This is a genomic window from Sinorhizobium prairiense, from assembly GCF_029201645.2.
GTDB classification, from domain to species: domain Bacteria; phylum Pseudomonadota; class Alphaproteobacteria; order Rhizobiales; family Rhizobiaceae; genus Sinorhizobium; species Sinorhizobium meliloti_A.
Genome location: NZ_CP104132.1, coordinates 147,228 through 171,373 on the forward strand (window position 1 = coordinate 147,228; position 24,146 = coordinate 171,373).

Annotated in this window: 23 protein-coding genes, 1 tRNA gene and 7 pseudogenes; 19 read left to right on the forward strand and 12 right to left on the reverse strand. The window is 59.7% G+C overall.

All coding sequences use genetic code 11. The features are described 5' to 3' along the window. Nucleotides 1-121: 121 nt before the first annotated feature. Both N0Q91_RS20315 and N0Q91_RS20320 read right to left on the reverse strand, forming a co-directional pair. Nucleotides 122-190, reverse strand: a pseudogene (locus N0Q91_RS20315) (hypothetical protein); the annotation flags it as partial. Beyond that, the gene (locus N0Q91_RS20320; protein ID WP_275598507.1) at nt 168-329 is read right to left on the reverse strand and encodes a DUF1810 family protein; all 162 of its coding nucleotides are present in this window, start codon (nt 327-329) and stop codon (nt 168-170) included. The pseudogene N0Q91_RS20315 and the gene N0Q91_RS20320, both read right to left, overlap by 23 nt. Before the next feature lie 337 nt (nt 330-666). Here N0Q91_RS20320 and N0Q91_RS20325 point away from each other — a divergent pair, with 337 nt between their 5' ends. The 4 genes and pseudogenes from N0Q91_RS20325 to N0Q91_RS20340 all read left to right on the forward strand — a co-directional run. After that, on the forward strand, nt 667-918 hold the full coding sequence (locus N0Q91_RS20325) for a hypothetical protein (protein WP_275598508.1): 252 nt from the start codon (nt 667-669) through the stop codon (nt 916-918). Between the two features lie 804 nt (nt 919-1,722). Beyond that, nucleotides 1,723-2,760, forward strand: a pseudogene (locus N0Q91_RS20330) (sensor histidine kinase). Between the two features lie 3 nt (nt 2,761-2,763). Then, nucleotides 2,764-3,154, forward strand: a pseudogene (locus N0Q91_RS20335) (response regulator). A gap of 134 nt (nt 3,155-3,288) precedes the next feature. Next, nucleotides 3,289-3,592 (forward strand): annotated as a pseudogene (locus tag N0Q91_RS20340) (IS30 family transposase); the annotation flags it as partial. On the opposite strand, the gene N0Q91_RS20345 reads toward N0Q91_RS20340, so the two are convergent. Beyond that, nucleotides 3,583-3,822, reverse strand: a complete 240-nt coding sequence (locus N0Q91_RS20345; RefSeq protein WP_275598509.1) for a hypothetical protein — start codon at nt 3,820-3,822, stop codon at nt 3,583-3,585. The pseudogene N0Q91_RS20340 and the gene N0Q91_RS20345 overlap by 10 nt on opposite strands. Nucleotides 3,823-4,010: 188 nt before the next feature. On the opposite strand from N0Q91_RS20345, the gene N0Q91_RS20350 reads away from it, so the two are divergent. The 3 genes from N0Q91_RS20350 to N0Q91_RS20360 all read left to right on the forward strand — a co-directional run bounded on the left by N0Q91_RS20350 (nt 4,011) and on the right by N0Q91_RS20360 (nt 6,507). Next, entirely contained in the window at nt 4,011-4,799 is a 789-nt protein-coding gene (locus tag N0Q91_RS20350) for an alpha/beta fold hydrolase (protein WP_275598510.1), read from the forward strand. 31 nt (nt 4,800-4,830) lie between these two features. Continuing rightward, nucleotides 4,831-5,997, forward strand: coding sequence for a PAS domain-containing sensor histidine kinase (locus N0Q91_RS20355; RefSeq protein WP_275598511.1), 1,167 nt, complete (start codon nt 4,831-4,833; stop codon nt 5,995-5,997). Between the two features lie 174 nt (nt 5,998-6,171). After that, nucleotides 6,172-6,507: a hypothetical protein gene (locus tag N0Q91_RS20360; RefSeq protein ID WP_275598702.1), complete on the forward strand. Its 336-nt coding sequence runs from the start codon at nt 6,172-6,174 to the stop codon at nt 6,505-6,507. Here the strand turns inward: N0Q91_RS20360 and N0Q91_RS20365 are convergent. Both N0Q91_RS20365 and N0Q91_RS20370 read right to left on the reverse strand, forming a co-directional pair. After that, a pseudogene (locus tag N0Q91_RS20365) lies at nt 6,429-6,780 on the reverse strand (type II toxin-antitoxin system RelE/ParE family toxin). The gene N0Q91_RS20360 and the pseudogene N0Q91_RS20365 overlap by 79 nt on opposite strands. 1 nt (nt 6,781) lies before the next feature. Further along, nucleotides 6,782-7,099 (reverse strand): annotated as a pseudogene (locus N0Q91_RS20370) (LysR family transcriptional regulator); the annotation flags it as partial. A 61-nt stretch (nt 7,100-7,160) separates the two neighbouring features. Here N0Q91_RS20370 and N0Q91_RS20375 point away from each other — a divergent pair. The 4 genes from N0Q91_RS20375 (at nt 7,161) to N0Q91_RS20390 (ending at nt 8,994) form a co-directional block, all read left to right on the forward strand. Beyond that, complete coding sequence (locus N0Q91_RS20375; protein ID WP_275598512.1) at nt 7,161-7,370, forward strand: CopG family transcriptional regulator; 210 nt, start codon at nt 7,161-7,163, stop codon at nt 7,368-7,370. Nucleotides 7,371-7,659: 289 nt separating this feature from the next. Then, complete coding sequence (locus tag N0Q91_RS20380) at nt 7,660-8,325, forward strand: DUF433 domain-containing protein (protein ID WP_275598513.1); 666 nt, start codon at nt 7,660-7,662, stop codon at nt 8,323-8,325. After that, on the forward strand, nt 8,322-8,735 hold the full coding sequence (locus N0Q91_RS20385; RefSeq protein WP_275598514.1) for a DUF5615 family PIN-like protein: 414 nt from the start codon (nt 8,322-8,324) through the stop codon (nt 8,733-8,735). The genes N0Q91_RS20380 and N0Q91_RS20385 overlap by 4 nt, the downstream gene beginning before the upstream one ends. A 185-nt stretch (nt 8,736-8,920) precedes the next feature. Further along, nucleotides 8,921-8,994, forward strand: a tRNA-Ile gene (locus N0Q91_RS20390). A gap of 3 nt (nt 8,995-8,997) precedes the next feature. Here N0Q91_RS20390 and N0Q91_RS20395 read toward each other — a convergent pair. Continuing rightward, a pseudogene (locus tag N0Q91_RS20395) lies at nt 8,998-9,627 on the reverse strand (DUF1326 domain-containing protein). 300 nt (nt 9,628-9,927) lie between these two features. Here N0Q91_RS20395 and mctS point away from each other — a divergent pair. From mctS to N0Q91_RS20420, 5 genes are all read left to right on the forward strand, one after another. Continuing rightward, entirely contained in the window at nt 9,928-11,319 is a 1,392-nt protein-coding gene (mctS, locus tag N0Q91_RS20400) for a two-component system sensor histidine kinase MctS (RefSeq protein WP_275598515.1), read from the forward strand. Continuing rightward, entirely contained in the window at nt 11,316-11,960 is a 645-nt protein-coding gene (mctR, locus tag N0Q91_RS20405) for a two-component system response regulator MctR (RefSeq protein ID WP_275598516.1), read from the forward strand. The genes mctS and mctR overlap by 4 nt, the downstream gene beginning before the upstream one ends. Before the next feature lie 130 nt (nt 11,961-12,090). Then, complete coding sequence (locus N0Q91_RS20410; RefSeq protein WP_275598517.1) at nt 12,091-12,639, forward strand: TRAP transporter small permease subunit; 549 nt, start codon at nt 12,091-12,093, stop codon at nt 12,637-12,639. 17 nt (nt 12,640-12,656) lie between these two features. Next, nucleotides 12,657-14,228 (forward strand): TRAP transporter large permease, encoded by a 1,572-nt coding sequence (locus tag N0Q91_RS20415; protein WP_275598518.1) that lies wholly within the window; start codon nt 12,657-12,659, stop codon nt 14,226-14,228. Between the two features lie 65 nt (nt 14,229-14,293). Next, a complete protein-coding gene (locus N0Q91_RS20420) occupies nt 14,294-15,409 on the forward strand; it encodes a TRAP transporter substrate-binding protein (protein WP_275598519.1) in 1,116 nt (371 codons plus the stop codon). 264 nt (nt 15,410-15,673) lie between these two features. On the opposite strand, the gene N0Q91_RS20425 is transcribed toward N0Q91_RS20420, so the two are convergent. Further along, nucleotides 15,674-15,928, reverse strand: coding sequence for a hypothetical protein (locus tag N0Q91_RS20425; RefSeq protein WP_275598520.1), 255 nt, complete (start codon nt 15,926-15,928; stop codon nt 15,674-15,676). A gap of 54 nt (nt 15,929-15,982) precedes the next feature. Then, the gene (locus tag N0Q91_RS20430; RefSeq protein WP_275598521.1) at nt 15,983-16,900 is read right to left on the reverse strand and encodes a LysR family transcriptional regulator; all 918 of its coding nucleotides are present in this window, start codon (nt 16,898-16,900) and stop codon (nt 15,983-15,985) included. Between the two features lie 102 nt (nt 16,901-17,002). Between N0Q91_RS20430 and N0Q91_RS20435 the strand changes: the two genes are divergently transcribed. Beyond that, on the forward strand, nt 17,003-17,668 hold the full coding sequence (locus N0Q91_RS20435; RefSeq protein ID WP_275598522.1) for a DUF924 family protein: 666 nt from the start codon (nt 17,003-17,005) through the stop codon (nt 17,666-17,668). Nucleotides 17,669-18,973: 1,305 nt separating this feature from the next. Continuing rightward, nucleotides 18,974-19,216, forward strand: a complete 243-nt coding sequence (locus tag N0Q91_RS20440) for a hypothetical protein (protein WP_275598523.1) — start codon at nt 18,974-18,976, stop codon at nt 19,214-19,216. 401 nt (nt 19,217-19,617) lie between these two features. Here the strand turns inward: N0Q91_RS20440 and N0Q91_RS20445 are convergent, their stop codons facing one another. After that, nucleotides 19,618-20,010: a response regulator gene (locus N0Q91_RS20445; RefSeq protein ID WP_275598524.1), complete on the reverse strand. Its 393-nt coding sequence runs from the start codon at nt 20,008-20,010 to the stop codon at nt 19,618-19,620. Between the two features lie 207 nt (nt 20,011-20,217). After that, complete coding sequence (locus tag N0Q91_RS20450) at nt 20,218-21,348, reverse strand: IS1595 family transposase (protein WP_275598525.1); 1,131 nt, start codon at nt 21,346-21,348, stop codon at nt 20,218-20,220. Between the two features lie 659 nt (nt 21,349-22,007). Between N0Q91_RS20450 and N0Q91_RS20455 the strand changes: the two genes are divergently transcribed. Next, nucleotides 22,008-23,207: an NAD-dependent formate dehydrogenase gene (locus tag N0Q91_RS20455; protein WP_275598526.1), complete on the forward strand. Its 1,200-nt coding sequence runs from the start codon at nt 22,008-22,010 to the stop codon at nt 23,205-23,207. Between the two features lie 260 nt (nt 23,208-23,467). On the opposite strand, the gene N0Q91_RS20460 is transcribed toward N0Q91_RS20455, so the two are convergent. Continuing rightward, the gene (locus N0Q91_RS20460) at nt 23,468-23,761 is read right to left on the reverse strand and encodes a type II toxin-antitoxin system RelE/ParE family toxin (protein WP_010967243.1); all 294 of its coding nucleotides are present in this window, start codon (nt 23,759-23,761) and stop codon (nt 23,468-23,470) included. Next, complete coding sequence (locus N0Q91_RS20465; protein ID WP_275598527.1) at nt 23,758-24,066, reverse strand: type II toxin-antitoxin system RelB/DinJ family antitoxin; 309 nt, start codon at nt 24,064-24,066, stop codon at nt 23,758-23,760. The genes N0Q91_RS20460 and N0Q91_RS20465 overlap by 4 nt, the downstream gene beginning before the upstream one ends. Nucleotides 24,067-24,146 lie beyond the last annotated feature (80 nt).

Below are 24,146 nucleotides of genomic sequence, written 5' to 3' on the forward strand. Positions count from 1 at the left end.
CCGCCGCCAATGAGTTCGAGGGTACGATGATCTGGTTCGCCGGCAGAGAAACGCTCAAGAGCGAGCCGGACTGTTCCCCGTCCTCCGCGGCAGCTTCACTGAACAGCGTCATCGACGAGCGGAATTTCAGATCGTCGGGCGAGCCGAAAAATCTCATGGCGAAACGGTCAGATACCCCCGCGGACCGCATCGACCGCCCGCGCCAAACTATCGGCAAGCACGGGATGTCGGAGATAAGCCCGAGCCTCCTCGATAGAACCGATGCCGTAGAAGTTCGCGGTGGGAGACCGTCCAAGCGCACACAACCGTTGCAAGAAGATGAACCACATCCAATGGTTTGCTTGCGTCCGGCCCTGAGCTCAGCAAGGACCTCTGCCATCGATCGTCCTTTCGATGATGATGTCAGATCGGTGCGGCGCTAGCAGAACTGCGACGGGAACCGTTATCGCTGACGCGCTGATCGCTACCGCCGCGGCAAGCCTGATCAGGCGTGCGCGTCGCGCGCGCCGAGAATCCCAATCATACGCCAATCCCTCTCCAGAACAGCATGCGGAGGCGAGAGAGTCCATTCTTCTTGAAAGCGTGCGTGATCTCGCGAGCGCTCGCCATTGCAAAGCGCCCCGCGGCTCTTATCTTTTCACGAGGAGGTCAATGGAGAAGCGGGCAATGAAGGAACTCGTCATCAATATCGTGTCGGACGATATGGCCGAAATTGTGGTGCCGAGCGGGGACAATGGCCGGCTCCGATGCTCCGTCATCTGCCTCTGTTGCGAGCGGGCCGACCAGCCGATGGACGACGATGGCTGCGGCATTTGCGATGCGTGCCTCGGCTTACCTGTTCGCGCAATGGATGCCTTGGACGGTCCCGAATTACCGGCGCCCTTCCCCCATCTATCTCTCACTACCCGTAATCGATGACTGCCTGCAGCGATGGATCTCTGTCGCGCGTTCGTAAGTCGTCCGGGTCCGAAGGGAACTCCTCAAAAGTGTCGAGCGCCCTTCGTCATTTCGGGAGGGGTCGACGACGCTGCGACGATAATTTGACTTCCCGTTGCTGCGCACCAGATCAACACCGTTGTCCGTCTTAAGCCGATGGAACGTGGAGGTACGAGCAGCCCCCGCTGCATCGAATCTCCCATAGACATGCATGTAGGAAACGATACCCTGGACGTCGATCCCTCTTGCTCAGGATGAAATAGCACCAATTCCATCGCCGGGAAAAACTACTGTCGCCCTCGCAGGACGCTCTCAATTCGCGAGCATGCGTCAGCCGAGTGATCTCCGCCATACCGATCTCGGCCGCCGCCATTATGCCACGGAGAAACGCGAGCGATCTCGTGGCGGATGCCCGCCGTTCGCCAAGGCACCGGCCAACCGGACAACGATATTGCATTCGCAACTGCCTTGTTGTGCGATCATTCAACAACAAAACTTGATAGTACCGCGCATGACAGAATGGACGGCAAGAGGAAACTGCTATGCAGGCCTCCTCAGCCGGCTACGGTCTGATGTGGCCTTGCCTGAAGCCTCAAGCCTGACGGGCAGTCGGAAATCACTGCCCAGCGTTCTTTGGCCACTGAGATCCCTACCACGAGAGATAGCGTGGTACGATTACCCATCAGGCGTGTTAAAGTCCTCTAGTCGAGCCTGCCCTGCGGGGCTTGTCGGCAGTGCCGCCGAGCAATGACTCGCTCCGTGAGCCTTCAGCCTGAGGGCCATTTCATGTCAACCACCCCGACTGTGCATTTCGAAGCGGCAAGTACTCTTGCCGTCGTGGTCTCGTCCCACGAACCTCTGCTTTTCCTGTCCGACGACCTGAAAATCATCGCAGCGAGCGCCTCATTCTGCCGGGCCTTCGACATAGACCCCACGTCAGTTCCCGGCAAAAAGCTCGGCGAACTCGGACAGGGGGAATGGGCGATGCCCAAGCTTGAGTCACTCCTAAAAGCTACAGCCTCGCGAAGTGCGGACATTCAAGCCTATGAAATAGACCTAAAGCGGCCTAACCGCGGCACACGGCAGTTGGTCGTCAATGCACAGACCCTTGATGATGGTGACGTCGAACATATTCGCCTTCTCGTGGCCGTGACGGACGTGACCGATGCGCGCGCAGAGGCGCGACTGAAAGACGACCTGGCCCGCGACAAGGCCATCCTGCTGCAGGAAGTTCAGCACAGGGTCGCCAACAGTCTCCAGATCATTGCAAGCGTTCTGATGCATAGCGCACGGCGGGTTCAGTCGGAGGAAGCGCGTGGCCATTGCCACAACGCCCATCACCGGGTGATGTCGATTGCGGCTCTGCAGCGACAGCTTTCCACGTCGCCGGGCGGCAGCGTCGAACTCCGCACATATTTGTTGAAGCAGCTTTGCCAAAGCCTCGGTGCATCAATGATAGCTGACCCTGGCCGGCTGTCCGTCCACGTTTCGGCCGACGACAGCGCAGTGGAAGCGGATGTTTCCGTCAGCTTAGGACTTATCGTGACCGAGCGGTCACGACGAGCGAACCGGGACAATCCTGATTGACTATCGATCCTCCGGCAGAGACTGGACCTCGCGGTCGCCGACAACGGCATCGGCATGGCCGCAGGACACGTGCACCCAAGGCTGGCTTGGGAAGCGGCATTGTGGAGGCACTCGTCAAAAAACCTGGACGGCGAGATCACGTTGAGCGATTCGGGTCCCGGCACCATCGCCACAATCGACCATCAAAAAAGCTCTGGGCTCCGGGCGGATCTTTCTCCATTCGTATATGCCAGGTGAACGATGCGACACGGAAATCCGGTCATCCTCGTCGTCGAAGACAGAGCGCTGATCCGGATGGGTGCAGTCAATCTGGTGTTGCATGAAGGCTACGAAGCGCTTGAGGCATGTGACGCATACGAGGCAATTCGCATACTCGAAGTGCGAAATGACATCGATCTGGTTTTCACAGATATCCAGATGCTGGGCACGATAGACGGCATCGATTTATCCACTACATCCGGGACCGTTGGCCACCGGTAAAGCTGATCGTCGCCTCCGGCGCAACAATTCTCGAGGAGAGCTTGCTCCCTTCGGGATGCCAATTCTTTTCCAAGCCCTATGTCAGCCACACAATCACAGTGCCATGGCACGTCTGCTCTTACCGGGAATTCCGCGCTCGCCGACCGCTTGAACCGGCATAGAAGAAATCTGTTCCGGCAGGGCGCAGAACAGGTTCGCACTAACCGTAGCTTCAATGCTTTAAGTCTTGTCGACAGCGTTCTTAACTGCGTCCTTTAGCTTTCTGCCGGAGCGTCGTGCGAGACGCAGCCGCGGCATGCTCGACGGCGTCACGGTCGCCGCTTCAGCACGGAACTCAACATCCTTCACCGTCCTGATACTGCCATTGGGAGTGCGATCTCATTCAGTTTCGCAAGAGGTTCGGCAAGGCGAACGTGACCTCACTGGTGGAGCGGGTCTGCCGATTTGCGGTCTTCCTGCGCAACAACGACCGGCAATCGAAGGCGATCATGGACGGGCTGATCGAGGTGCTCCAACCCCTCCCCCACGCTGCTCGACGCTCGATCACCTTCGCCGGGGCTCCGAGTTCAGCGAATGGTCCTATCTACAGCCGGCATCGGAATAGGTCTCTGCCTCGTGATTCACGACCGCGCTCTGCAGCGCCGCCATGATCTTCTTGCCCTCTTCGATCGACAAGCCGACCTCTCCGTCGAACAGGCGCTTCCAACTCTTATCGATTCGGACCTCCCGGCGGCAAACATCGGCGAACTCGTTCTTCCCCTCAATCGTGATCGTCCATTCCACCGCACCGTTGCCTCCTTGAGCAAAAGCGATGATCATGGACCAGTCCGGCCTAACAACCGTGCTCGACCCCGGAGAAGTTACCGGTCTCACAGACGGACCACCGGGTTTCGGCCAAAAGGTTAAGGCACTCGACGGCTGCCGGTAATATCCCTATGTTCCACGCATGTTTTTTGGCAGGAAGCCCACGAGCGGCGGCTGGCGCTTGTACCGAAGTCGGAGGGATCATGTCGGTTATCGCAAGGAACAATGTCACCGTGCGGGGTGAAGGACGGCGCGCCATGGTCTTTGCACACGGCTTCGGTTGCGACCAGAACATGTGGCGGCATGTCACGCCGGCGTTCGAGCAGGATTACAAGATCGTCCTCTTCGACCATGTCGGGTGCGGCAAGTCGGACCTCGGCGCCTATGACCATGCCAAATATTCCAGCCTTGCGGGCTACGCGGCTGATATCGTCGAGATAGGTCAGGCTCTGGATATCACAGGTGGCGTATTTGTCGCCCACTCGGTGAGCGCCATTATCGGCATTCTTGCGTCAATTGAAGCTCCTGACCTGTTCAGCGACCTTGTCCTGATTGGGCCGTCACCTCGATACATCAACGACGAAGGATATGAAGGCGGCTTCACACGGGAACAGATCGAGGAGTTGCTGGAGTTTCTCGACGACAATCATCTGGGATGGTCTGCCACTATGGGGCCCGTAATCATGGGAAATCCCGATCGTCCGGAACTGAGTGAGGAGCTTGTGAACAGCTTCTGCCGTACCGACCCGGAGATTGCCAAGGCGTTCGCGCGCGTCACCTTCCTTTCCGACAATAGAGCGGACCTTCCATGCTGCCAAGCCCGTGCGCTTGTGATCCAATGCAAGCAGGACGTCATTGCCCAGCAGGGGGTCGGGGAATATGTGCGGGACCATCTGCCCAAAGGAGAAATGGTCGTTATTGATGCAACTGGACATTGTCCGAACCTGAGCGCGCCTGCCCAGGTCATTTCGGCGATCAAAGCCTTTGTGTAAGGCGGAACCTCAAGGAGGGTTGGAGGGCATCATGGAGGACCTTGACGACCTCTATGAGAATGCGCCCTGTGGCTACCTCTCTCTGGCCGCTGACGGCGTGATCATCAAGGCCAACCGTACGCTTGCCGGATGGCTTGGCATGCAGAGCTTCGAACTCCTCGGCAGGCGGTTTTACGATCTGCTCAACGTTCCGGGAAAGATTTTTTACGAAACGCACTTTGCTCCTCTGCTACGAATGCAGGGCTACTTCAATGAAGTCGCCCTTGATCTTGTTGGCCCGAATGGGCGCAAGCTCCCGATGCTCGTAAACGCAGCCGAACGCCGTTTGAGCGACGGAAGTGTTCAGTTCACCCGTATAACGCTGTTCCAGGCGGCGGACCGACGCCGATACGAGCGCGAACTGGTGGATGCGAAGAACGCCGCCGATCGAGCACGCCGAGAGCTCGAGGAACTGAACAGAACTCTGGAAGAGCGGATTGATGCAGGTATTGCCGAACGGCTCCAGCTTGAGCAAGGGCTCCTCGCGGAAAAGGAAGTGGCTCGTTTAAGGGAGCAGTTCGTGGCGATCTTGGGCCATGACCTGCGCAATCCGCTGGCGTCGGTCGCCGGTGGGCTCAACATCCTTTCGCGGGAACCTCAATCCGACAAGTCAAAACGCGTCCTGACGATGATGAGCCAAAGCACCGAGCGCATGGCCGGGCTGATTCAGGACATGCTCGATCTTGCGCGCTGCAGAGCTGGCCAAGGCATTGCCATCGACCCGAAGCCAACCGACCTGCGCATCGTACTTGAGCACGTTGTCCAGGAACTGCAGACCGCGCATCCCGGGCGAGACATCCAACGCTCGCTCACGATCGAAGATCAGGTCACTTGCGACGGCGGCCGGGTCGCTCAGCTGGTATCCAACTTGCTGGGCAACGCCTTGGCGCATGGGGCTCCTGACCGGCCGGTGAAGGTCGTCGCGGCTCCGGGCTTGAACGAAGTCGTGATAACGGTTGCAAACGAGGGCCACCCAATTCCCGGACATGTGAAGGACCACCTGTTTGAGCCCTTCTTCCGAGCGACAAGCTCCGCGGAGAAGCAGGGGCTTGGCCTTGGTCTGTTCATCTCATACGAGATTGCTCGAGGCCATGGGGGCAGTCTTGAGGTTCAGTCGGACGAAAATCAGACCGCCTTCCTGTTCCGGATGCCGGTCTAGCAGGAGGGGCAGTAGAACCGGTCGCCGGAAACTTGCAGCGCGAGGAAGGCGGGAACGACTACGAGGCTTACAAAAACGGGTCGCCAGCATCCCACGTACCGGTATTGGCCCGAGGCATAGTGCAACGTCCAATCACAAGGGCTGGCTTTGGTTTATACCGCCACGCGCGGATGCATGGTTACCGAGACCCTACAAGCTGATGACGAACAGGCATGCGCGCTGGCCGCCGAGCAGGCAAAAGAGCCCAGAGATCAGATCCGAAGCTACATCGCAGCCCACGCGCCAAAATCCGAGGTCGATCGGATCACCGACTATCTGCTGCTGAACTTGCGCGGACTGTCGGCCTATGCCCGACTGGGCGACACCCAGAAGAAGCTGAACGATTGCGCCCGGACCGCTGGACCGCCCTTGAAGGAGAGTTTGCTCGTCGGTCACCTTGAACGGGATCGAACCCTCGACCCCTTGATAATCAGCGTGCTCAGGGAATTGCAGGGACTCACGACGAGATAAGTGAGGCTGCTTCTACTCGTTGTCGAACTCGCTGGGCCCTTCTGGGCGCCATGCAAACACGCAGAATTCGAATTCTATCCGCCATCACCATGTAGGCTGCAATGTAGGGGGACCGAGGGATAACAAGCTCTCGAGTTCTGGCAACCCGGCCAGGGCGGCCGCTTTCCGGAAAATCAAGCAGACGACGTACCGCGCTGACGATCTCCTCGTCAACGTGGACCGCCGCCCTCGGATTCTCCCGTTCGATGTAACTGAGATGGTGTCGCGATCCACCCAGAAAGAGGGTGCGCATCAAGCTGAATTGTCCGGAGACCCTTAACGAGCCTTCGTAGCGCTCCAGCCCTCCGATGTCCCGGCGTGCGTGCGCCCAGCCAGCCTTCAGCGCCCGCGCATGCTGTTCAAACCGAAGACCGGACGGCGTCGGTATCGCACCCGCCCGCCCGCGCTGAAAAAGCTTCGCCCCGACAGCCTGTTCGAGCGCCTCGACGCGACCGCTGATGGTGGACTGCGTCGTTTCCAACCGCTCCGCAGTGCGATTGAAATTGCCGGTCTCGAGCAGGTCAAGGAACGTGTCGATGAGATCCAGGTTCATCTTTGATCGCAAATCACGATTGATATCGCACTTCTAGGTGCGTTTATCACATGAGGCGGACATGAGAACGACCTTGGCTATTGACGACGATGTCCTGATCGCCGCAAAGGCAATGGCGACCCAACAGCAGCGGAGCGTCGGCGAGGTCATTTCCGAGCTGGCGAGACGGTCTCTGCGCCGGCCGCGCAACGGCGGCGAGCGCAATGGCATTCCTCTCCTGTCAGCTCGGCCGGATGCCAATGACGCTACACAAGCGAATGCTCCACCGTAGGGGCAAAGCGTATCGCCTGTACGCGTTGGCCTTCCGGCGAATTTCGCCTTATAGCCAGCGTTCGTACGCCTTGCCGATAAATAGCCGGTTCTCGATCCCGCGCGAGACTTCGCGCAGGTCGTCGCGCAGGTCGTCGGCTATATAGCGATCGGCCCATCACGCCGTCACGTAGCTTCAGAAAAAGCTGCTCTAGGCTGACACTCGTCTTTATGGAGGCTCGGAACTCCTCGACAAGGCCTTGATATCGTCGTTCGCGAGTTATATATTCCGACACATCGGAAGATTTAATATGGAGGCTCACATGCCCGCAGTTGCGGAAATGCTGAAGGCGAGCGAGGCCGCCGTTGTCTCACGCGTGAGCCTACGCGACATCAATCGCGTCATCGATGAGCACATCCTGCCAGACGCCTTTGTTTCGCTCGACAATGGCCGCCACGTCCTGGCGGGGGCCTGTTCACTCATCGCCTTCTATTTTGAGAGCGCGCGCCGCCTCACGTCGGAGGAGCGACTGTTTGCCATCCGCACCGCAGAGGCCCGACTGACAAAAGCGCGCACACTCCCATGGGCGGCCCTGTTGCGCGAGGACTGGACCGTTCACCACGAGTTTCTGACGATCGATCTTATGCCCTTTATGAGAGGTGCGAGCGAACGGCTGGACGACCTTGCCGCAGCGCGAGAGATCGTGACAGCCTCACCCGACGTACTTGGCGGTACGCCTGTCATCCGCGGCACCCGCGTTCCGGTCTATGATGTTGCCGCATCCGTAGCTGCTGGTCATTCGGTTGAGCGCATCCTGGAAGCCTGGCCTAGCCTGGACGCGGAGAATATAAAGCTCGCGTCTATCTACGCGGAAGCGAACCCCTTGCGCGGCCGGCCCCGCGTCTCCGGCGACATTCCCGAAGGCTCAGTCATCATCACGGATCGTCGCGTCCCCCGTCGTAGGAAGACGGGATGAAGTTTCTGATCGATGAGTGCCTCAGTCCGCAACTTGCAAAAATGGCAATCGAAAAGGGCCACGGCGAAACAAGCCACGTCGTCTGGATGAAAATGGGCGGCCTGAAGGACTGGGAGCTCAAACCGATCATTCTCAAAGACGACTGGACGTTTGTCACGAAGAACTCGGTCGATTTCCGGGGACCAAAAGACAAGCCGGGCACCAAGGGACAATATGCCGACGTCGCCATCCATGCCGGGCTGATCTGCCTCAACGGCCCACCCGGCATGGACCTCGACGTGCAGCTTGAGTTGTTCGAGCAGGCATTGATCGAGCTCGACAATGACGATGACCTCATCAATCGGGTATTGGAGATTTCCCTCGAAGACGAAGACCTCCGCGTGCTTCGCTACGGTCTGCCGAAAGAATAGTCAAAAGGGCCCGCGGGGCAGCATGGCCGAGGTAGCTAGGTCACCAAAGCTACTATTTACCCACCTGGCGTTTCAGCGATCCCCTGGACTGTCATCTGAGCCTCAAAGTCGGCGCTCTTGAGAGGGAACAATTCATCGCGACCGAGCTTGATCGATCGGTTTTCTGTCCCTAGAAACTCTCTGGTGGGGCCTGTAGCTCAATGGTTAGAGCCGTCGGCTCATAACCGATTGGTTCCAGGTTCGAGTCCTGCCGGCCCTGCGGCTATTGAATACGCCCATGCTGATTAAAGTGCAGCTCGCACCAGTGAGCGTAGCTGTCCTCCAAGTTCAACGGCACACCCGTGAATGACGACGACCATCCGCGGCCGACTTCGTTCCGCTCGTATTCGAAGCCGTTCGGCAGGAGAATACCAACGCAATGCTCGTCGCCAGTTACCGGGTTCAGGATAGGCTCGCCACGGCCAATGGCGACGCCCTCCGCTTTGCACTTCGCCCGACGAGCCTTCATGTCGACATCGATGCTGATCGCCGTATAGATCGGATCGCGGACGGTTTCGCACATCGCAGTGTAGACCGCCCAGAACGTTGCCATCGGATCAGTTTCCTCGCCGGTCAGAATACTGAGGAGTGCACCGCGCTGAGCGTCGTCCGCGCGTTCGTCAATAATCGGCTGCATGACGCCGCGACCCTCATGAACCGCACCTGGCCAAGCAACGGCGATGGCCATATTCAATCCGTCGAGCTTCGCCGCGCCGAAATTTCCCCTGGCGATCGTGAAGAATCCGATGGCCTGGCAATGGCCATGGGTCGGTAAGGCATTGAACTGGCACGGGCATCCCTAGGAACAGTTGCAATTTCCGAATTCCGTTCCGTGGAGTTCCCAATCCGTCATTGTTTCCTCCATGAGTGTCACCCGTAGGCGCGCCCGCCGGCATGCGCTCGTTGAGCTCTACCCCTCTGCCACTGCTGACTATATTACCACCAGGCGGTCACGAAGCCCTAGTCACCTGAAAGTGGAACATTTCATCATACGCCTGGCCCTTTATGGAGTTTTGTTGATTGAGTTTCCTCCAAAACGTAGCTACGCGAACACGCTCCTCAGGAGCAATTTGACTGCGTGAGACGAGGGGTCTGGCGCGGAGCCGTGGCTCGCTTTACCCTTATGGTCTGAATAAATGCATTGGGGAATGCCGTGAACCTTCGCCATCAGATCGTCGCTCTTGCGGTCGTGCCACTCGTCATTGCGATCCTCACCATTACCACCTTCATCACGTGGCAGGCTACGAGCCTCGCGCAGAGCAGCATCGACACGTTCGAACGCAACATGCTGAAAGCGAAGGAGACTGAGCTGCTCAACCTCACCAACCTCGCCCGCTCGGCGATCGAGGACGTTTATGCCTCGGCGGGTGCGAACGATGAGGCGGCCAAGGATCGCGTGCGCAGCATTCTGACGTCTCTCGACTACGGCAAGGACGGCTATTTCTTCGTCTATGACTACGATGGCAACAATGTCGTGCACCCGCGGCAGGCCTTCCGGCCGGGCCACAACTGGCTGGATCTGACCGACCCTGACGGCAATCAGGTAATCGCCAACCTAATCCAAAAGGCCAAGGAAGGCGGCGGTCTGTATCAGTACAAGTGGGAGAAACCCTCATCCGGCACGATGGCCGACAAGCTCTCCTTCGCCATGGGGCTGGACAAGTGGCGGTGGATGCTGGGAACCGGCGTCTATCTCGATGACGTCTTCGCGCAAACGGCGGCTGCGAAAGCGGACCTGCGCGAAAAGATCGGCCATACCTTCCTCGTGGTGGCGTTGATAGCTGTGCCCGCCGTTATGGTCGTCTTTGCCACCTGCATGCTCGTTACGCTGCGTGAACGGCGCATGGCAGATAACAAGCTCAAGGCCCTCACACAGCGCATTATCGACACCCAGGAGGAAGAGCGCGCACGCCTTGCCCGCGAATTGCACGACGGCATATCGCAAAACCTTGTCGGCGTGCGCTATGCAATCGACCTTGCCGGAAGAAAGGTCCGGAACCACGCCGATGACGCATCCGGCGCCATCGATAAGGGCGTGGAGGCGCTCAACGTCGCCATCAAGGAAGTCCGCCGATTGTCGCACGATCTGAGGCCCCCCGCGCTGGACGACCTTGGTCTGACGGCTGCGCTGACAGCACTGAGCAACCATTTCTCCGAACGGACCGGCATCCGTACAGTTCTAGAGGCCGACGCCGGCAAGGACAGGCTGAAGACCGAAGCGAGCACGGCGCTCTACAGGGTTGCCCAGGAAGCGTTGAACAACATCGAGCGCCATTCCGGCGCCCGCGAGGTGCGGATCAAGCTCTGGAGTACTCGCGGCCGGATGCGTATGACGATTTCGGATAATGGCAACGGTTTCGAAGAAAGCGCTCGCCTTGGCCGCACCGGGCAGCAGAGCGGCCTTGGCCTTCGCAACATGCAGGAGCGCATGGCGCATTTCGGCGGTGTTCTCCTCGTCCGGAGCAAGCCGGAGGGAACCGTGCTAACCGCGATGCTTCCTCTTTCGGCCAATGTCAGCCCGAAGAACCGGACGGAAGCTGCATGAGTATTGTCAAGCCGATCAAGGTCGTCCTCATCGACAATCACCCGCTGGTTCTCGACGGCCTTCGCGCCGTGCTGGAGACGTTCTCGCATATCGAGGTGGTCGGCACGGCGGGCCTAGCGCTGACCGGCTTGGAAGTCGCGATTCAGACCAACCCAGCGGTGGTGCTGATCGACATCAACATGCCGAAGCTCAGCGGAATCGAGGCAATCGAGCTGTTCAAGGCAAAGTTGCCCGACTGTCGCATCGTGATGCTGTCAATGCATGACAGCCGAGAATACATCTCGGCATCTGTCCTGCATGGCGCGTCCGGTTATGTCCTCAAGGATGTTTCGACTGACGAGATCGTCACGGCGATCGAGACCGTTGCTGCGGGACGGACCTATTTCTCCACCGGCGTCTCCGAAGTTCTTCTCGATCGCCGGCCGAGCGAGCCCGCAAATCCGCTGACCACCCGCGAGCACGACGTGCTGATGCTGCTGGCATCCGGCAAGAGCAACCGCGCCATTGCCCAGTCGCTGGCCCTTTCCGAGGCAACGGTGGAAACACATCGCAAGAACATCAAGAAGAAGCTTGGAATTTCCAGCACCGCTGGCCTTATTCGCTACGCAATCGACAGCGGTTTTAGCCTTGCGGACGGCTAACCGGTAGGCCTACCCACTACTGGGTAGGCGGTTTTATTTGGTGATCCCAGCTATCTTGTTCACCCAATAAGGACGCCATACGAGTTCCGATGACGGTCGGCGGAGGGTGCCGGCCGGGGAGGAATTCATCATGTCCGGCCTTTTGTCGCTGTCGCGCGTCATCGACGCGCTCAACACGTTTATTGGAAAATCGGTGTCGTGGCTGCTGCTTGCCGCGGTGCTGATCAGTGCCGTCAACGCCGTCACGCGTAAGCTCTTCAACCTGAGCTCCAACGCGTGGCTCGAAGCGCAGTGGTACCTGTTTTCGGCCGTCTTCCTGATCGCGGCTGCCTTTACCCTGCTTAGCAGCGAACATGTGAAGGTCGACCTTGTCTACGGCCACATGCCGCGCAAGGCCCAGCTCTGGGTCGAGATTCTCGGCACGATCTTCTTCCTGTTCCCTTTCTGCCTCATCACCATTTATCTCTCCTGGCCGATCGTGGTGTCGAAGTTCCTGAGCGGTGAGGTGTCGAACAACACCGGCGGCCTGCTTCTCTGGCCGGTCTGGGCGCTGATCCCCATCGGCTTCGGCCTGCTGACCCTGCAAGGTGTCTCCGAGCTCATCAAGCGCGTAGCCATTTTGCGCGGCGACATGCCCGACGCGACGGCACTTGCCGACGCCGAAGCCCAGACGCTCTAACGCCAGGAACCGATCCCATGTTTGCTTTCTTCGCGGAAAACCTCGCGCCCATCATGTTCCTGTCGCTGGTGATCGTGCTGCTGATGGGCTATCCCGTCGCCTTCGCACTGGCCTTCGTCGGCTTTGTCTTCGGCTTCATCGGCATCGAAATGGGCCTGCTGCCGATCAATCTGTTCGGCGCCGTGCCCGACCGCATCTTCGGGCAAATGTCGAACGAAACCCTGCTTGCCATTCCGTTCTTCACCTTCATGGGGCTGATCCTGGAACGAAGTGGCATGGCGGAGGACCTGCTCGATACGATCGGCCAGCTGTTCGGTCCGGTCCGCGGCGGGCTTGCCTTCGCGGTCATCTTCGTCGGCGCGATCCTTGCGGCTACCACTGGCGTCGTCGCGGCCTCGGTCATCTCGATGGGCCTGATCTCCCTGCCTATCATGCTGCGCTACGGCTACGACCGCCGCGTGGCGGCCGGTACGATCGCGGCGTCGGGAACGCTCGCACAGATCATTCCACCGTCGCTCGTGCTGATCATCCTCGCCGACCAGCTCGGCCGCTCGGTCGGCGACATGTACAAGGGCGCGCTGGTGCCCGGCCTGCTGCTCGTTGCGATCTATGCCGGTTACATCATTCTCATGTCCTACCTACAGCCCGCCAGCGTTCCGGCGTTGCCGCCGGAGGCCCGAATACTGCGCGGCTGGAGGCTTGGCCGCAAGGTGGTGACCTCGCTGGTGCCGCCGCTCGTTCTGATCTTCCTGGTGCTCGGCACGATCTTCATCGGCCTTGCGACGCCCACCGAGGGCGGCGCGATGGGAGCCGTCGGCGCGCTCGTCCTGGCCGCATCCAACCGCCGCCTGGATCTCTCCATGATGAGGTCGGCGCTCTATGCCACGGCAAAACTGTCGTCCTTCGTGATTTTTATCCTGCTCGGCGCGCGCGTCTTCTCGCTGACCTTCTACGGCGTCGACGGCCATATCTGGGTCGAGCACCTGATGACCTCGATCCCCGGCGGGGAAATCGGCTTCCTCATCGTTGCCAACCTGCTGGTGTTCTTCCTGGCCTTCTTCCTCGATTATTTCGAGCTGGCCTTCATCATCATCCCGCTGCTAGCGCCGGTCGCCGATGCGCTCGGCATCGACCTCATCTGGTTCGGCGTGATGCTGGCGATCAACATGCAGACCTCGTTCATGCATCCGCCCTTCGGCTTCTCGCTGTTCTACCTGCGTTCTGTTGCACCCAACCGGGCCTACAAGGACAGGGTGACCGGCGCGACGATCCAGCCGGTGACCTCGGGCCAGATCTACATGGGCGCCCTGCCGTTCCTCGGGATCCAACTGTTCATGGTCGCGATGGTCGTGGCATTCCCGGGTCTGGTCACCCACTACAAATCCGGTCAGGCGGCGGTCGATCCGGCAACGATCCAGCTGAATGTGCCTATGCCTGGTGCCGAGGGTGAAAGCCCGTTCGGAACGCCGACGCAGCCCTTCGGCGCCCCGGAATCGTCTGATGACAGTTCGATGCCGTCCTTCGGAGCGCAAGCACCGGAATTCGGTTCGCCGCAGCCAAGCTTCGGCCGGCCAGCCCAGTCCAACTGACCATAACCAACGGTCCCGGTTGGACATCCGCGCCGGCCGGACACGCAGCCACCTGAGGAGATACGATGACTGATATTTTGAATCGCCGCAATTTTCTGACCAAGGGCGCGCTCGGCGGCGCGGCAGCGGTCGCCGGGGCTTCGCTCGCGGCACCTGCAATCGCCCAGGAACTCCCGGCCCTGAAATGGCGCCTGACTTCCGGCTTCCCGAACAATCTCGACACCATCTATGGCGGCGCCGTCGTCATGGCGGAAGCGCTGTCGAAGATGACGGAGGGCAAGTTCCAGATCCAGGTCTTCCAGGCCGGCGAACTGGTGCCGGGCCCCCAGGCGGTCGACGCGGTGCAGAGCAACACCGTGGAAATCGCCCATACCTGCGGCTACTACTTCACCGGAAAAAACCCGACCTTCGCGATCGGCTCGACCATTCCCTTCGGCCTCAACGCCCGCCAGCAGAATGCCTGGCTCTACCACGGCGGTGGCAACGAGCTTTATGACGAGTTCCTGAAGGAATACGGCATCGTAGGCAAGCCTGGCGGCGGCACCGGTGCCCAGATGGGCGGCTGGTTCCGCAATGAGATCAAGACGCTGGATGACCTCAAGGGCATCAAGATGCGCATTGCCGGCGTTGCCGGCGAAGTCATGTCGCGCCTTGGGGTCGTGCCGCAGCAGCTTCCGGGCGGCGACATCTATCCGGCGCTGGAACGCGGCACGATCGATGCCGCCGAATGGGTCGGCCCCTATGACGACGAGCGCCTCGGCTTCTACCAGATTGCTCCTTACTACTACTACCCGGCCTATTGGGAGGGCGGGCTGACCATTCACTTCTTTATCAACAAGGCGCAATACGAAGCGCTGCCCGAGCCCTACAAGGTCGCGCTCGACACGGCCTGCAAGGCTGCCAACATCAACATGCAGGCGCTCTACGACGTGAAGAACACGACGGCGATCCGCTCCCTGGTCGGCAAGGGCGTCAACCTTCGCCCGATGCCGCGCGACGTGATGGACGCCGCCTTTAAGGCGACCTTTGAGCTCTATGCCGAATACAGCGAGAAGCACCCCGCTTGGGCGAAGATCTATCCTGCCTGGAAGAAGTTCCGTGACGAGTCCTTCGAGTGGTTCCGCGTCGCCGAATACAGCTACGACAGCTACGTGTATGCTGCCCAAGCGGCGGGAAAGTAACGCGGGATCATCCTGTGTGGCGCAGCGTTGCGCCACACAGGTTAGACAGATTGCCTAGCATGTCAGATTGGCGCGTGGCGGATACCCCAAAGCTTCTCGCTACAAGCGCTGTCAACGGCGAAGCAAACTCCGGCCATGATTTGAGCGCATGAAAGCTGGCACCACGCCCCGCGTGCCATCAGCCGAAGCGACGGCAAGCATTCCAGTCGATACATTATGCGATCTATCCAGTTACCGCACGTTTTCGCCGTGGCTGTTCCATCATCATTGGAGCCGGTAAGACTGTTGTTGCGTTTCGGACTGACGCCGCGACGGGAATGCTTCGCCCTTTGCGTTGAGCGCCGTCTGCTTCGCTAGATTGTTGCCGTCGCTGTGAAGCGAGGCGAGATCGCCGGCGACACCGAATTGCTCGAGCCCGCTCCTGATGTCGGAAGAACGCCCGTGATCCGCCCAGACGAGTTGCCAAAACAACAGCAACAGTCCAAAACTCATTAGGCGATGCCCAAGCTCATCGGCCAACTGACTAACGGTTTAGCTCGCCTTCATGCGATGGAGCAGCTCCAGCTTTGGTGCTCATTGATAACTCGTTGCCACCGCCCGGCCGAGCACCTCTAGAAGCCAGACGAGACCGGCATCCATCAGCGCCGCCTTTGGCGCAACTGCCTGGACGCTCCCCACGGGAAGGTCCAGCGGCAACAGTGCAGTGGCTATGGCGAACCGCCCCGCGTGCATCTCAATGAAGCGCTTCGGCAAAACGGAAACCAGCTCGGTTTTCACGACGAGATCGAGCGCCAACATGAAATTTGGCACGGCGAGCGCCACCCGGCGGGATAGGTTACGGCTCTCGAGCAGTTGATCGACGAGGCCGGTGGGATCGCCCCGGGGCGCGACGAGCAGGTGCTGCATGCGGCAATAGTTTTCGAGCGTCGGGTTTTTCAGGAACGGGTGGCCGATCCGCGCCGCCACCACGAATTCTTCCTCATAGAGCGTTTCGGCGGCAAAACGTGCCGGCAGCTCGTAAAATGGCGCGACCGCGACATCGATCAGCCGCCCGTCAAGATCGGAAAGCGCCGCCTCCATCTGCATGTGCCGCACGACGATGTCGATACCCCTCGCCGTGCGGGCGATTTCGTCAAGCAGCGGTGGCAGGAACACCGAGAAACCGTCGGCAGTGCCGATAGTGAACCGGCGGCGGGAGCGCTCCGGATCGAACGGTTCCGCGGTGGAGACAACGCTTCTCACCCGCGCCAGAATGTCGGCGATCGGCGCCGCCAGCTCCTTGGCGCGCTCACTCGGTACCACACCCTTCGGCGTCTTGAGGAAGAGCGGATCATTGAACAGCCGACGCAGGCGGCCGAGACCGTGGCTGACGGCGGAGGCGGAGAGGTTCAGTCGCGCGGCCGCGCGGCCGACATTTCTTTCCTCGAGCACCGTTTCGAACAGCACCAGCAGGTTGAGATCGGCGCGAGAAAGATCGATCTTGTTCAGCATAATCCTGAAATTATATCACTTCATTCAGTATCGGCAACGGCGTATTTCTCTCTGCAATGGGCCAGGCGACGCGGCCTCGCCGCAACTCAAGCGGAGGAAGATATGAACGACTTCAGCTGGTATATCGAATCCCTAACGCTACGCAGTCTTCAGCCAGCCGAGGCGCAAAGCCGCGCCCCGACCCCGGCCGACCCAGCCTTCAACACGCGGCTGCGCGAAGCGCTTGCGGCGCCGGACGAGGCGGCTGCTGTAATCGCCTTCTGGCGCCAGGCCGGGCCGGCACGCTGGTTTGCCAAGGACGCCGAATTCGATTGCGCGTTTCGCGAACGCTTCCTCGCGGCCCACGAGGCGGCTGCGCGCGGCGAACTTTTTAAGTGGACGGCGTCGCCGGAAAAGACGCTAGCGCTGCTCATTCTCCTCGATCAATTCCCGCGCAATGCCTTTCGCAGCACGCCGCGCATGTACGACACGGACTCCCTGGCGCTCGGCATTGCCCGGGCCGCCGTCGACGTCGGCTACGATCTCCACGGACCGCGAGATCTGCAACTCTTCTTCTATCTCCCCTTCGGCCATTCTGAAAAGCTCGCCGATCAGGAGCGATCGGTCGAGCTTGCCGCCCGCCTCGGCGGGTCGAGCCTTTCCCACGCGAGACGACATCGGGACATCATCCACCGCTTCGGCCGCTTCCCGCACCGAAACGTGATTCTCGGGCGGACGATGACGGAGGAGGAGCAGGAGTTTTTGGACGAGGGCGGGTTTGCGGGATGAGACCTGACAGGCACGCGGGGGAAGTCCCGCCGAAGACGGAAAGAGCTTTCCCAGCAACTCGTCCGATGCAAGCCGGCGCCACTGGATCTAACTCAGAACGCCGCCCTTTTCAGCGCGCCGGCAGCTGAGCTTTGGTCGCTCTGTTGCAAATGATCCAAGCATCGCGATGTTCGAAGGAGAACTGCTCCGCAGAAGGGATTCATTGAGCCGGCGGCGAGGTCCATTGCAACCGATGTGAACGATGCGGCCGATCCAACTACCAGATGCTTAGTCGCAGCCCGCTAGAGCAACTCATTACTGTCCTTGGTCGCTTTTGCCTGCCATCTCGTGCCACTCGTATCGTTGTCGCACCTGCCCTTCGTGCCGGCGCGGCCTGGTATCGTTGGCCGCTTCGCTCGGAGTCGGCTCGTCGTGCGAAACCTTTCACCCTTTGATCGATAACAAAGAGCCGGTCGCCATTGCGCATGTCCGTCAAAGCATGCATGCTGCTATCTTCAGCAGGCGGATCAAGGGCACTGCTGCTTCGGGGCCTTGGTGTCCTGGCCCCAACGAAAGGAGGACAGCATGTCTTCCGACCTCCACCTTAACAGTACAGCTCGTAATCTCGTCAGCGTCAGCGGGTTTGGATACGGCGCGAACGCTCGGCTTCGGCAGATTCGTGAAGGCGAGCCCGCAGCCGCACCACGCATCAAGCGGTTCAAGTCAGCAGCACTGGGCGCGAGGCTCTCCTTCCTCCGAGTTGGAACGCTTCGTCCTTGCTGACTGGACGCAGGGGGCTGGCGATGCCGACCATTGAAAGTCAAACTACTGAAAATTCAGGAGGACCAGATGGCCAAAGGCCAGGGAAGAAGTGATCGGGAAGCTCGAAAGCCAAAGAAGGACAAGACGGCAGCACCGGTCCCTGGCGTTCCGGGCGCTCAGGTCAAGTTCGCGGACACCGGACTCAGCCTTCGCTAGAAGCCGAAATAGCTCTGTCTGAGCAGAAAAGCCGCCGGTGCGTCCGCTGCTGCCGATCCAGATTGTAACGTCTCCACGCCGCCCTCTGGCAGGAGATGATCGCGCTGAACGCAATTGCGTTGCGCGTCCACGCTTAGGATACCCTTCATGATAGACGAGCCCCGCCTTGCGGCGGAAAACTGGTCCGGCGGGTAACGCCCGAGGGTTCAAATGCCGCCAAGCTGCAGAAGATACGCGCTACGCAAATCGTCCAAATGCGGGAGCTAAAGCCCATTGAGCGGCAGCAGCGCCTCGAGAAACGTATGATACATTGCCGCTACACTTTCTTTGTAGCCAACGAGCGAACCCATGGCGATTGATTACAGTGCCGGCGCAGGATTATACCCCTGCAAGACGGTAAGGAGAACGAGCCGGCTTCGGTACAAACGCTTTGATTCAGTTGCTGAAGCACTTCGCTATGCGATCGAGGACATGCCGCCATCCATGCTCCGCGGCACCGTTTTGGAGGTCGAGGAGACCCGTTATAATAGCCAGCAGATGCGAACGCTTTACGAAGCCGACGCATACCCTCTGCCGCGGCGGGACATGTGATGCCACGCCGTCGAGCGGCTCCCGGAATGCCGGTTTGGGGGCATCGACATCTCTGCTGTCGAATGCGCAAGGATGAATTCGATTGTCGAGGGTCAGAAATCCGGCTTTGAGCTCGAGCGCCGCGACAAGACCTCCGTAATTTCCGACGGCGATGGTCGTAGGAATGTTACCGATCACAACGCTCAAACATATCGGGGTGAGCGCTTCCACGGCAAACCATCAGCCGCTAGGCGGTATGTTGACTTCAGAGCTGCCAAAGGCTTCCCTTCAAGGCTGTTCTGAGGCTCCATCGATTTCAGCGCCGCAGGCAAACCTACGGGACCTTCGTTGCGAAGACGCCGGTGCGTTTTTCCGTCCGTTATCGCGTTTCCTGCTCTGGAACCCGACTGCAGCCGTCGCATTCATGTCGCCGGCATCCCTATCTGCCGGTCATTGAGCAGTTGAGAAATTGCCATCACCAACTGTGCCCTGGCGAATGGCTTTTCGAGCATGATGCTGTTCGGGACGCCTTTCGACGCCCAATCGGGCGCACCGTCTCCACTGATGTAGACTATAGGGATCTGAGGATTGATCTCCCGCGCGCAACGCGCCACATCCCAACCGTCTGGCAGTTGGCGGAAGCGGATGTCGGTGACCAACCCCTGTATGGTTACCGTTGCCGTTTTCAAGAGCTCTGACGCCTTACTGCCGCTCGTTACCGCCAGGACAGCGTATCCCGCCTCGGTTAGCCCCTGCTCGAAATCGATCAGCAACAGTGTTTCATCCTCGGCGAGCAGTATTGTGACCGGTGCCATCTGATGTATCTTCCGCGACATTTGCCCAACAACGCGCGGAAGCGCCAGCAGTTCCAGGTTATTTTTTAGGTAGTCCGGTTTTTTCTGTGAGAATTCTTGGGCATCCCCAATGATTCTCTTGCGTAGGTGGCGGAAGCATCATCGATCTATAGAAGTGAGGAATCGAGGCACGGTTGAGATGTACGGGATTCGACTACAGAGTTCCGATTAAGTGGGTGTTCCACGCGATACATCGCCTTTATCACCAAAGACAGCGACTGCTGATTTGACGATGATCCCACCATCCGGGCTTCTGCGCATTTGGCGGCCGGTAGCCACGTGAAAGACTTGCAGCAATTGCAGCGCCGGCGGCACCCGCGACCACAGGGTTTTCATGCGTTCCTTGCCATTTCGGCTTTTCCGCACCGCCTGGCCCGTAACAATGCGCTGTGACCAGCGGAAGCCGATCTCGTGGAAATACAGGTCGGCATGCTGCGGGCTGATATGATGAAAGACGCCGGCAATTGTGCGGCGGACACGGGGATTGAAACCTTCGACCGAATTGACATGAACGGCGTCACGAACGTATTCGCGGCTGGAATGCTTCACGGTGTCATGCCTGGCATAGTTCTCGCCAAGGGCTATGAACGCTGTCGCCTCGTCACTCATCAAGCAGGCGTCGGGGTCGATCTGCGCTTCGGCCGCGCGCGCCGCTGCACGTAGCGAAAGACCAGTCACCACCGCCGCACGGGCGTCACCGGCCGGATTGCCGGGTGTGACGTCATCTGGTCGCTGCACGATCACCATGACAGGTGTCTTCTGCGTGTTCGGCAGACCTTTTCGGCCTCGTCCAGGCGGTGGATCGTCCGGATTTATTCTCGGTCGCCCACCGAGATGAAAATGATCGATCTCCACTGTGCCATCGAGCATGTGCTCGCGCGCCGCCATGAGACGCAACGCGTGTCCCATCCGCCAGGCCGTGGGTTGGCTCACCCCCAAAGCCTCGGCCAGGCGCACCGAGGACAAACCCTTATCCGACTGCAGCATAAGCCACATGCCCTTCAGCCAGACACTCAACGGAAGCTTTGTGGAATGCAGAGGCGTGTGTGTCGTCACCGTGAACTGGAACCGGCAATCGCCGTTGGAGCATTGATAGAGACCCGGACGCGCACGCCGCTTGCCCATATCGCGCCCGGCGATCGCGATCGAGCGTTTGTAACCACAGGAAGGGCAAACTCTCCCACCCGGCCACACCATGCTTTCCAGCAATCTCCGACACTGCTCCTCATCGCGAAAGGCCACGATCATATCTTCCGCGGTCCGAATGTTGGTAAGCGCTGCAAGCATCGTTTCCGACATTCTCATCTCCTTCGGATCATGCCCGAAGAATCGCATCGCAACCCTTGGTTAGCAAGTATATTGCTGTCTTTCGTTGATAAAGGCCCGATACATTATGCGATCCTGGACGAACAAGCCGGGAACGTTTCGTGATTCCAGTGGGCCACGTCTCTGCCCCATAAGGAATTTTACGCCTCCGGGGCCTCCGGCTGAGGACCGATCGCTTCGATCTCAGCGATTTTCTGAAACTCCCCAAGACATTCTGGGCGGTGATACGAAAGCCACCGAGTGATGCGAGTGTTGGCGAGCAGCTTGGCAACGTATCGCGTGCGCAGATTGTCGATGCCGTAAGTTTCCTCGCGCTTTTCACTTGAGTCTGAAGTGCTGCCAGGTCCCTTTCCATTCGGGCAATCTGCTGGCCTGACGGCGTGGATGCAGCAGCGCCTGTCATCTTTTTGGCTGCGACCAACTGGCTGTCAGTCGCTGCGGCCACTTGAAACCTCGCCCGGCTCCTCCATCTTCTCGCGCAGTACTAGCTCCACGAACGTGGGAGGGCCAGGAGCAAGCCTGCTGCCCACAGATCGTCAACAGAGCATGTCGCCCTGCTGTTCGTCCGCATTGACCGGCAGTCTTGAACAGGTCGCGCCCTTCCTCTTCGTTTCCGATGAAGGGAGATGGAAATGGCAAAGGTCGTTTGCGTGCTTTATGACGATCCGGTCGATGGCTACCCGACGGCTTACGCGCGGGATGGCCTGCCGACGCTGGAGCGCTACCCCGGCGGCCAGACGCTCCCCACCCCGAAGGCGATCGACTTTGAGCCAGGCGCCCTCCTGGGCAGCGTCTCCGGCGAGCTGGGTTTGAGAAAATTTCTCGAAAGCCAAGGGCATACCCTGGTGGTGACATCGGACAAGGACGGTCCCGACAGCGTCTTCGAGCGGGAGCTCGTCGACGCCGAGATCGTCATCTCGCAACCTTTCTGGCCGGCTTACCTCACCGCCGAGAGGATCGTCAAGGCGGCCAGGCTGAAGCTTGCGATCACCGCCGGCATCGGCTCGGACCACGTCGACCTGCAGGCCGCGATTGATCGCGGCATTACCGTCGCCGAGGTGACCTATTGCAATTCGATCAGCGTGTCCGAGCATGTGGTGATGATGATCCTCAGCCTCGCGCGCAACTATATCCCCTCCTACCAGTGGGTCGTAAAAGGTGGCTGGAACGTCGCCGACTGCGTTGCGCGTTCCTATGACATCGAGGGCATGGACATCGGCACGGTGGGCGCTGGGCGGATCGGCACCGCGGTGCTGCGCCGGCTCAAACCGTTCGATGTCAAGCTGCACTACACCGACCGGCACCGGCTTACGGACGAGGTCGAGAAGGAGCTCGGCGTTACTTTCCATCAGACGGCGGCGGAAATGGTGCCCGTGTGCGACGTCGTGACGATCAACGCGCCCCTCCACCCGGAGACGGAAAACCTCTTCGACGAGGCGATGATCGGCAAGATGAAGCGCGGTGCCTATCTGGTGAACACCGCGCGCGGCAAGATCTGCAATCGCGATGCCATCGCACGGGCGCTCGAAAGCGGCCAACTCGCCGGCTATGCCGGTGACGTTTGGTTCCCGCAACCGGCGCCCAAGGACCATCCGTGGCGCTCGATGCCCCATCACGGCATGACGCCGCATATTTCGGGTTCCTCGCTCTCCGCCCAGGCGCGCTACGCCGCGGGCACGCGAGAGATTCTCGAATGCTGGTTCGAGGGCAGGCCGATCCGCGAGGAATATCTGATCGTCTCCGGCGGCAAGCTCGCCGGCGCCGGCGCCCACTCCTACAGCGCCGGAGACGCGACTCGCGGATCCGAGGAAGCAGCACACTTCAAGAGCTGAACGCGGGCGGACTTTTCTGCGGCCGTGCGGGGCAACCGCACGGCCGGTTGATGTTTCTCCACGGCCGTCTTACAGTTCACCGGTGTGATCTCTGCGATCACCGTGTTCAGCAAGCGGTCAGAATCACTCGGCCTGCCACAAGCATCTGCCGTGGAGATTGGAATCTTGGGCGCCTTGAACGGGATCGAACCTTCGACCTCTTGATAATCGGCGTGCTTAGGGAACTGCTGGGGCCCACGACGCAATGAGTGAGGCTGCTTCTACCCGTCGTCGAGCTCGCTGGGCCACTTCTGAGCGCCGTGCAGGACACGGAGAATTCGAATTCTATCCTCCATTACCATGTAGGCTGCAATGTAGGGGGTCCGAGGGATGACAAGCTCTCGAGTTCCGGCAATCCGGCCAGGGCGGCCGCTTTCCGGAAAATCAAGCAGACGACGTACCGCGCTGACGATCTCCTCGTCGACGTGGACCGCCGCCCTCGGATTCTCCCTTTCGATGTAACTGAAGATGGTGTCGCGATCGTCAAGCGCATATCGCGCCCAGACGAGCCTCATCGATCACCCGCCGCAGCCTTGCGCAAAGCTGCCGCCCGGCGCTCTCGAAAGTGCGCATCGGCGTCGGCATCGTCGACGTCGGGTCGGGTATCCTCGAGTGCCCGCAGCACTTTGGCGCGGAACCAAGCGTCGTGCGCCTCGCTGTGGCTGAAGAGTTCCAGCGGCAGGGCGCCCTCATTCGCCGTCCGAGTTAACAGGATTCGAACAGCGTCCGAGACCGTCAGACCCATGTTCTCTAAAACCGCCGTGGCGCGCTCTTTGATCTCGGCATCGATTCGAGTCTGAACAAGTGCATTTGAAGCCATATGCAATCTCCTTCATTGCCAACGTAATGCACATGCACGACAAATTCTAGAGCCGCCGCAACTGTCTCATGGCCGAATCA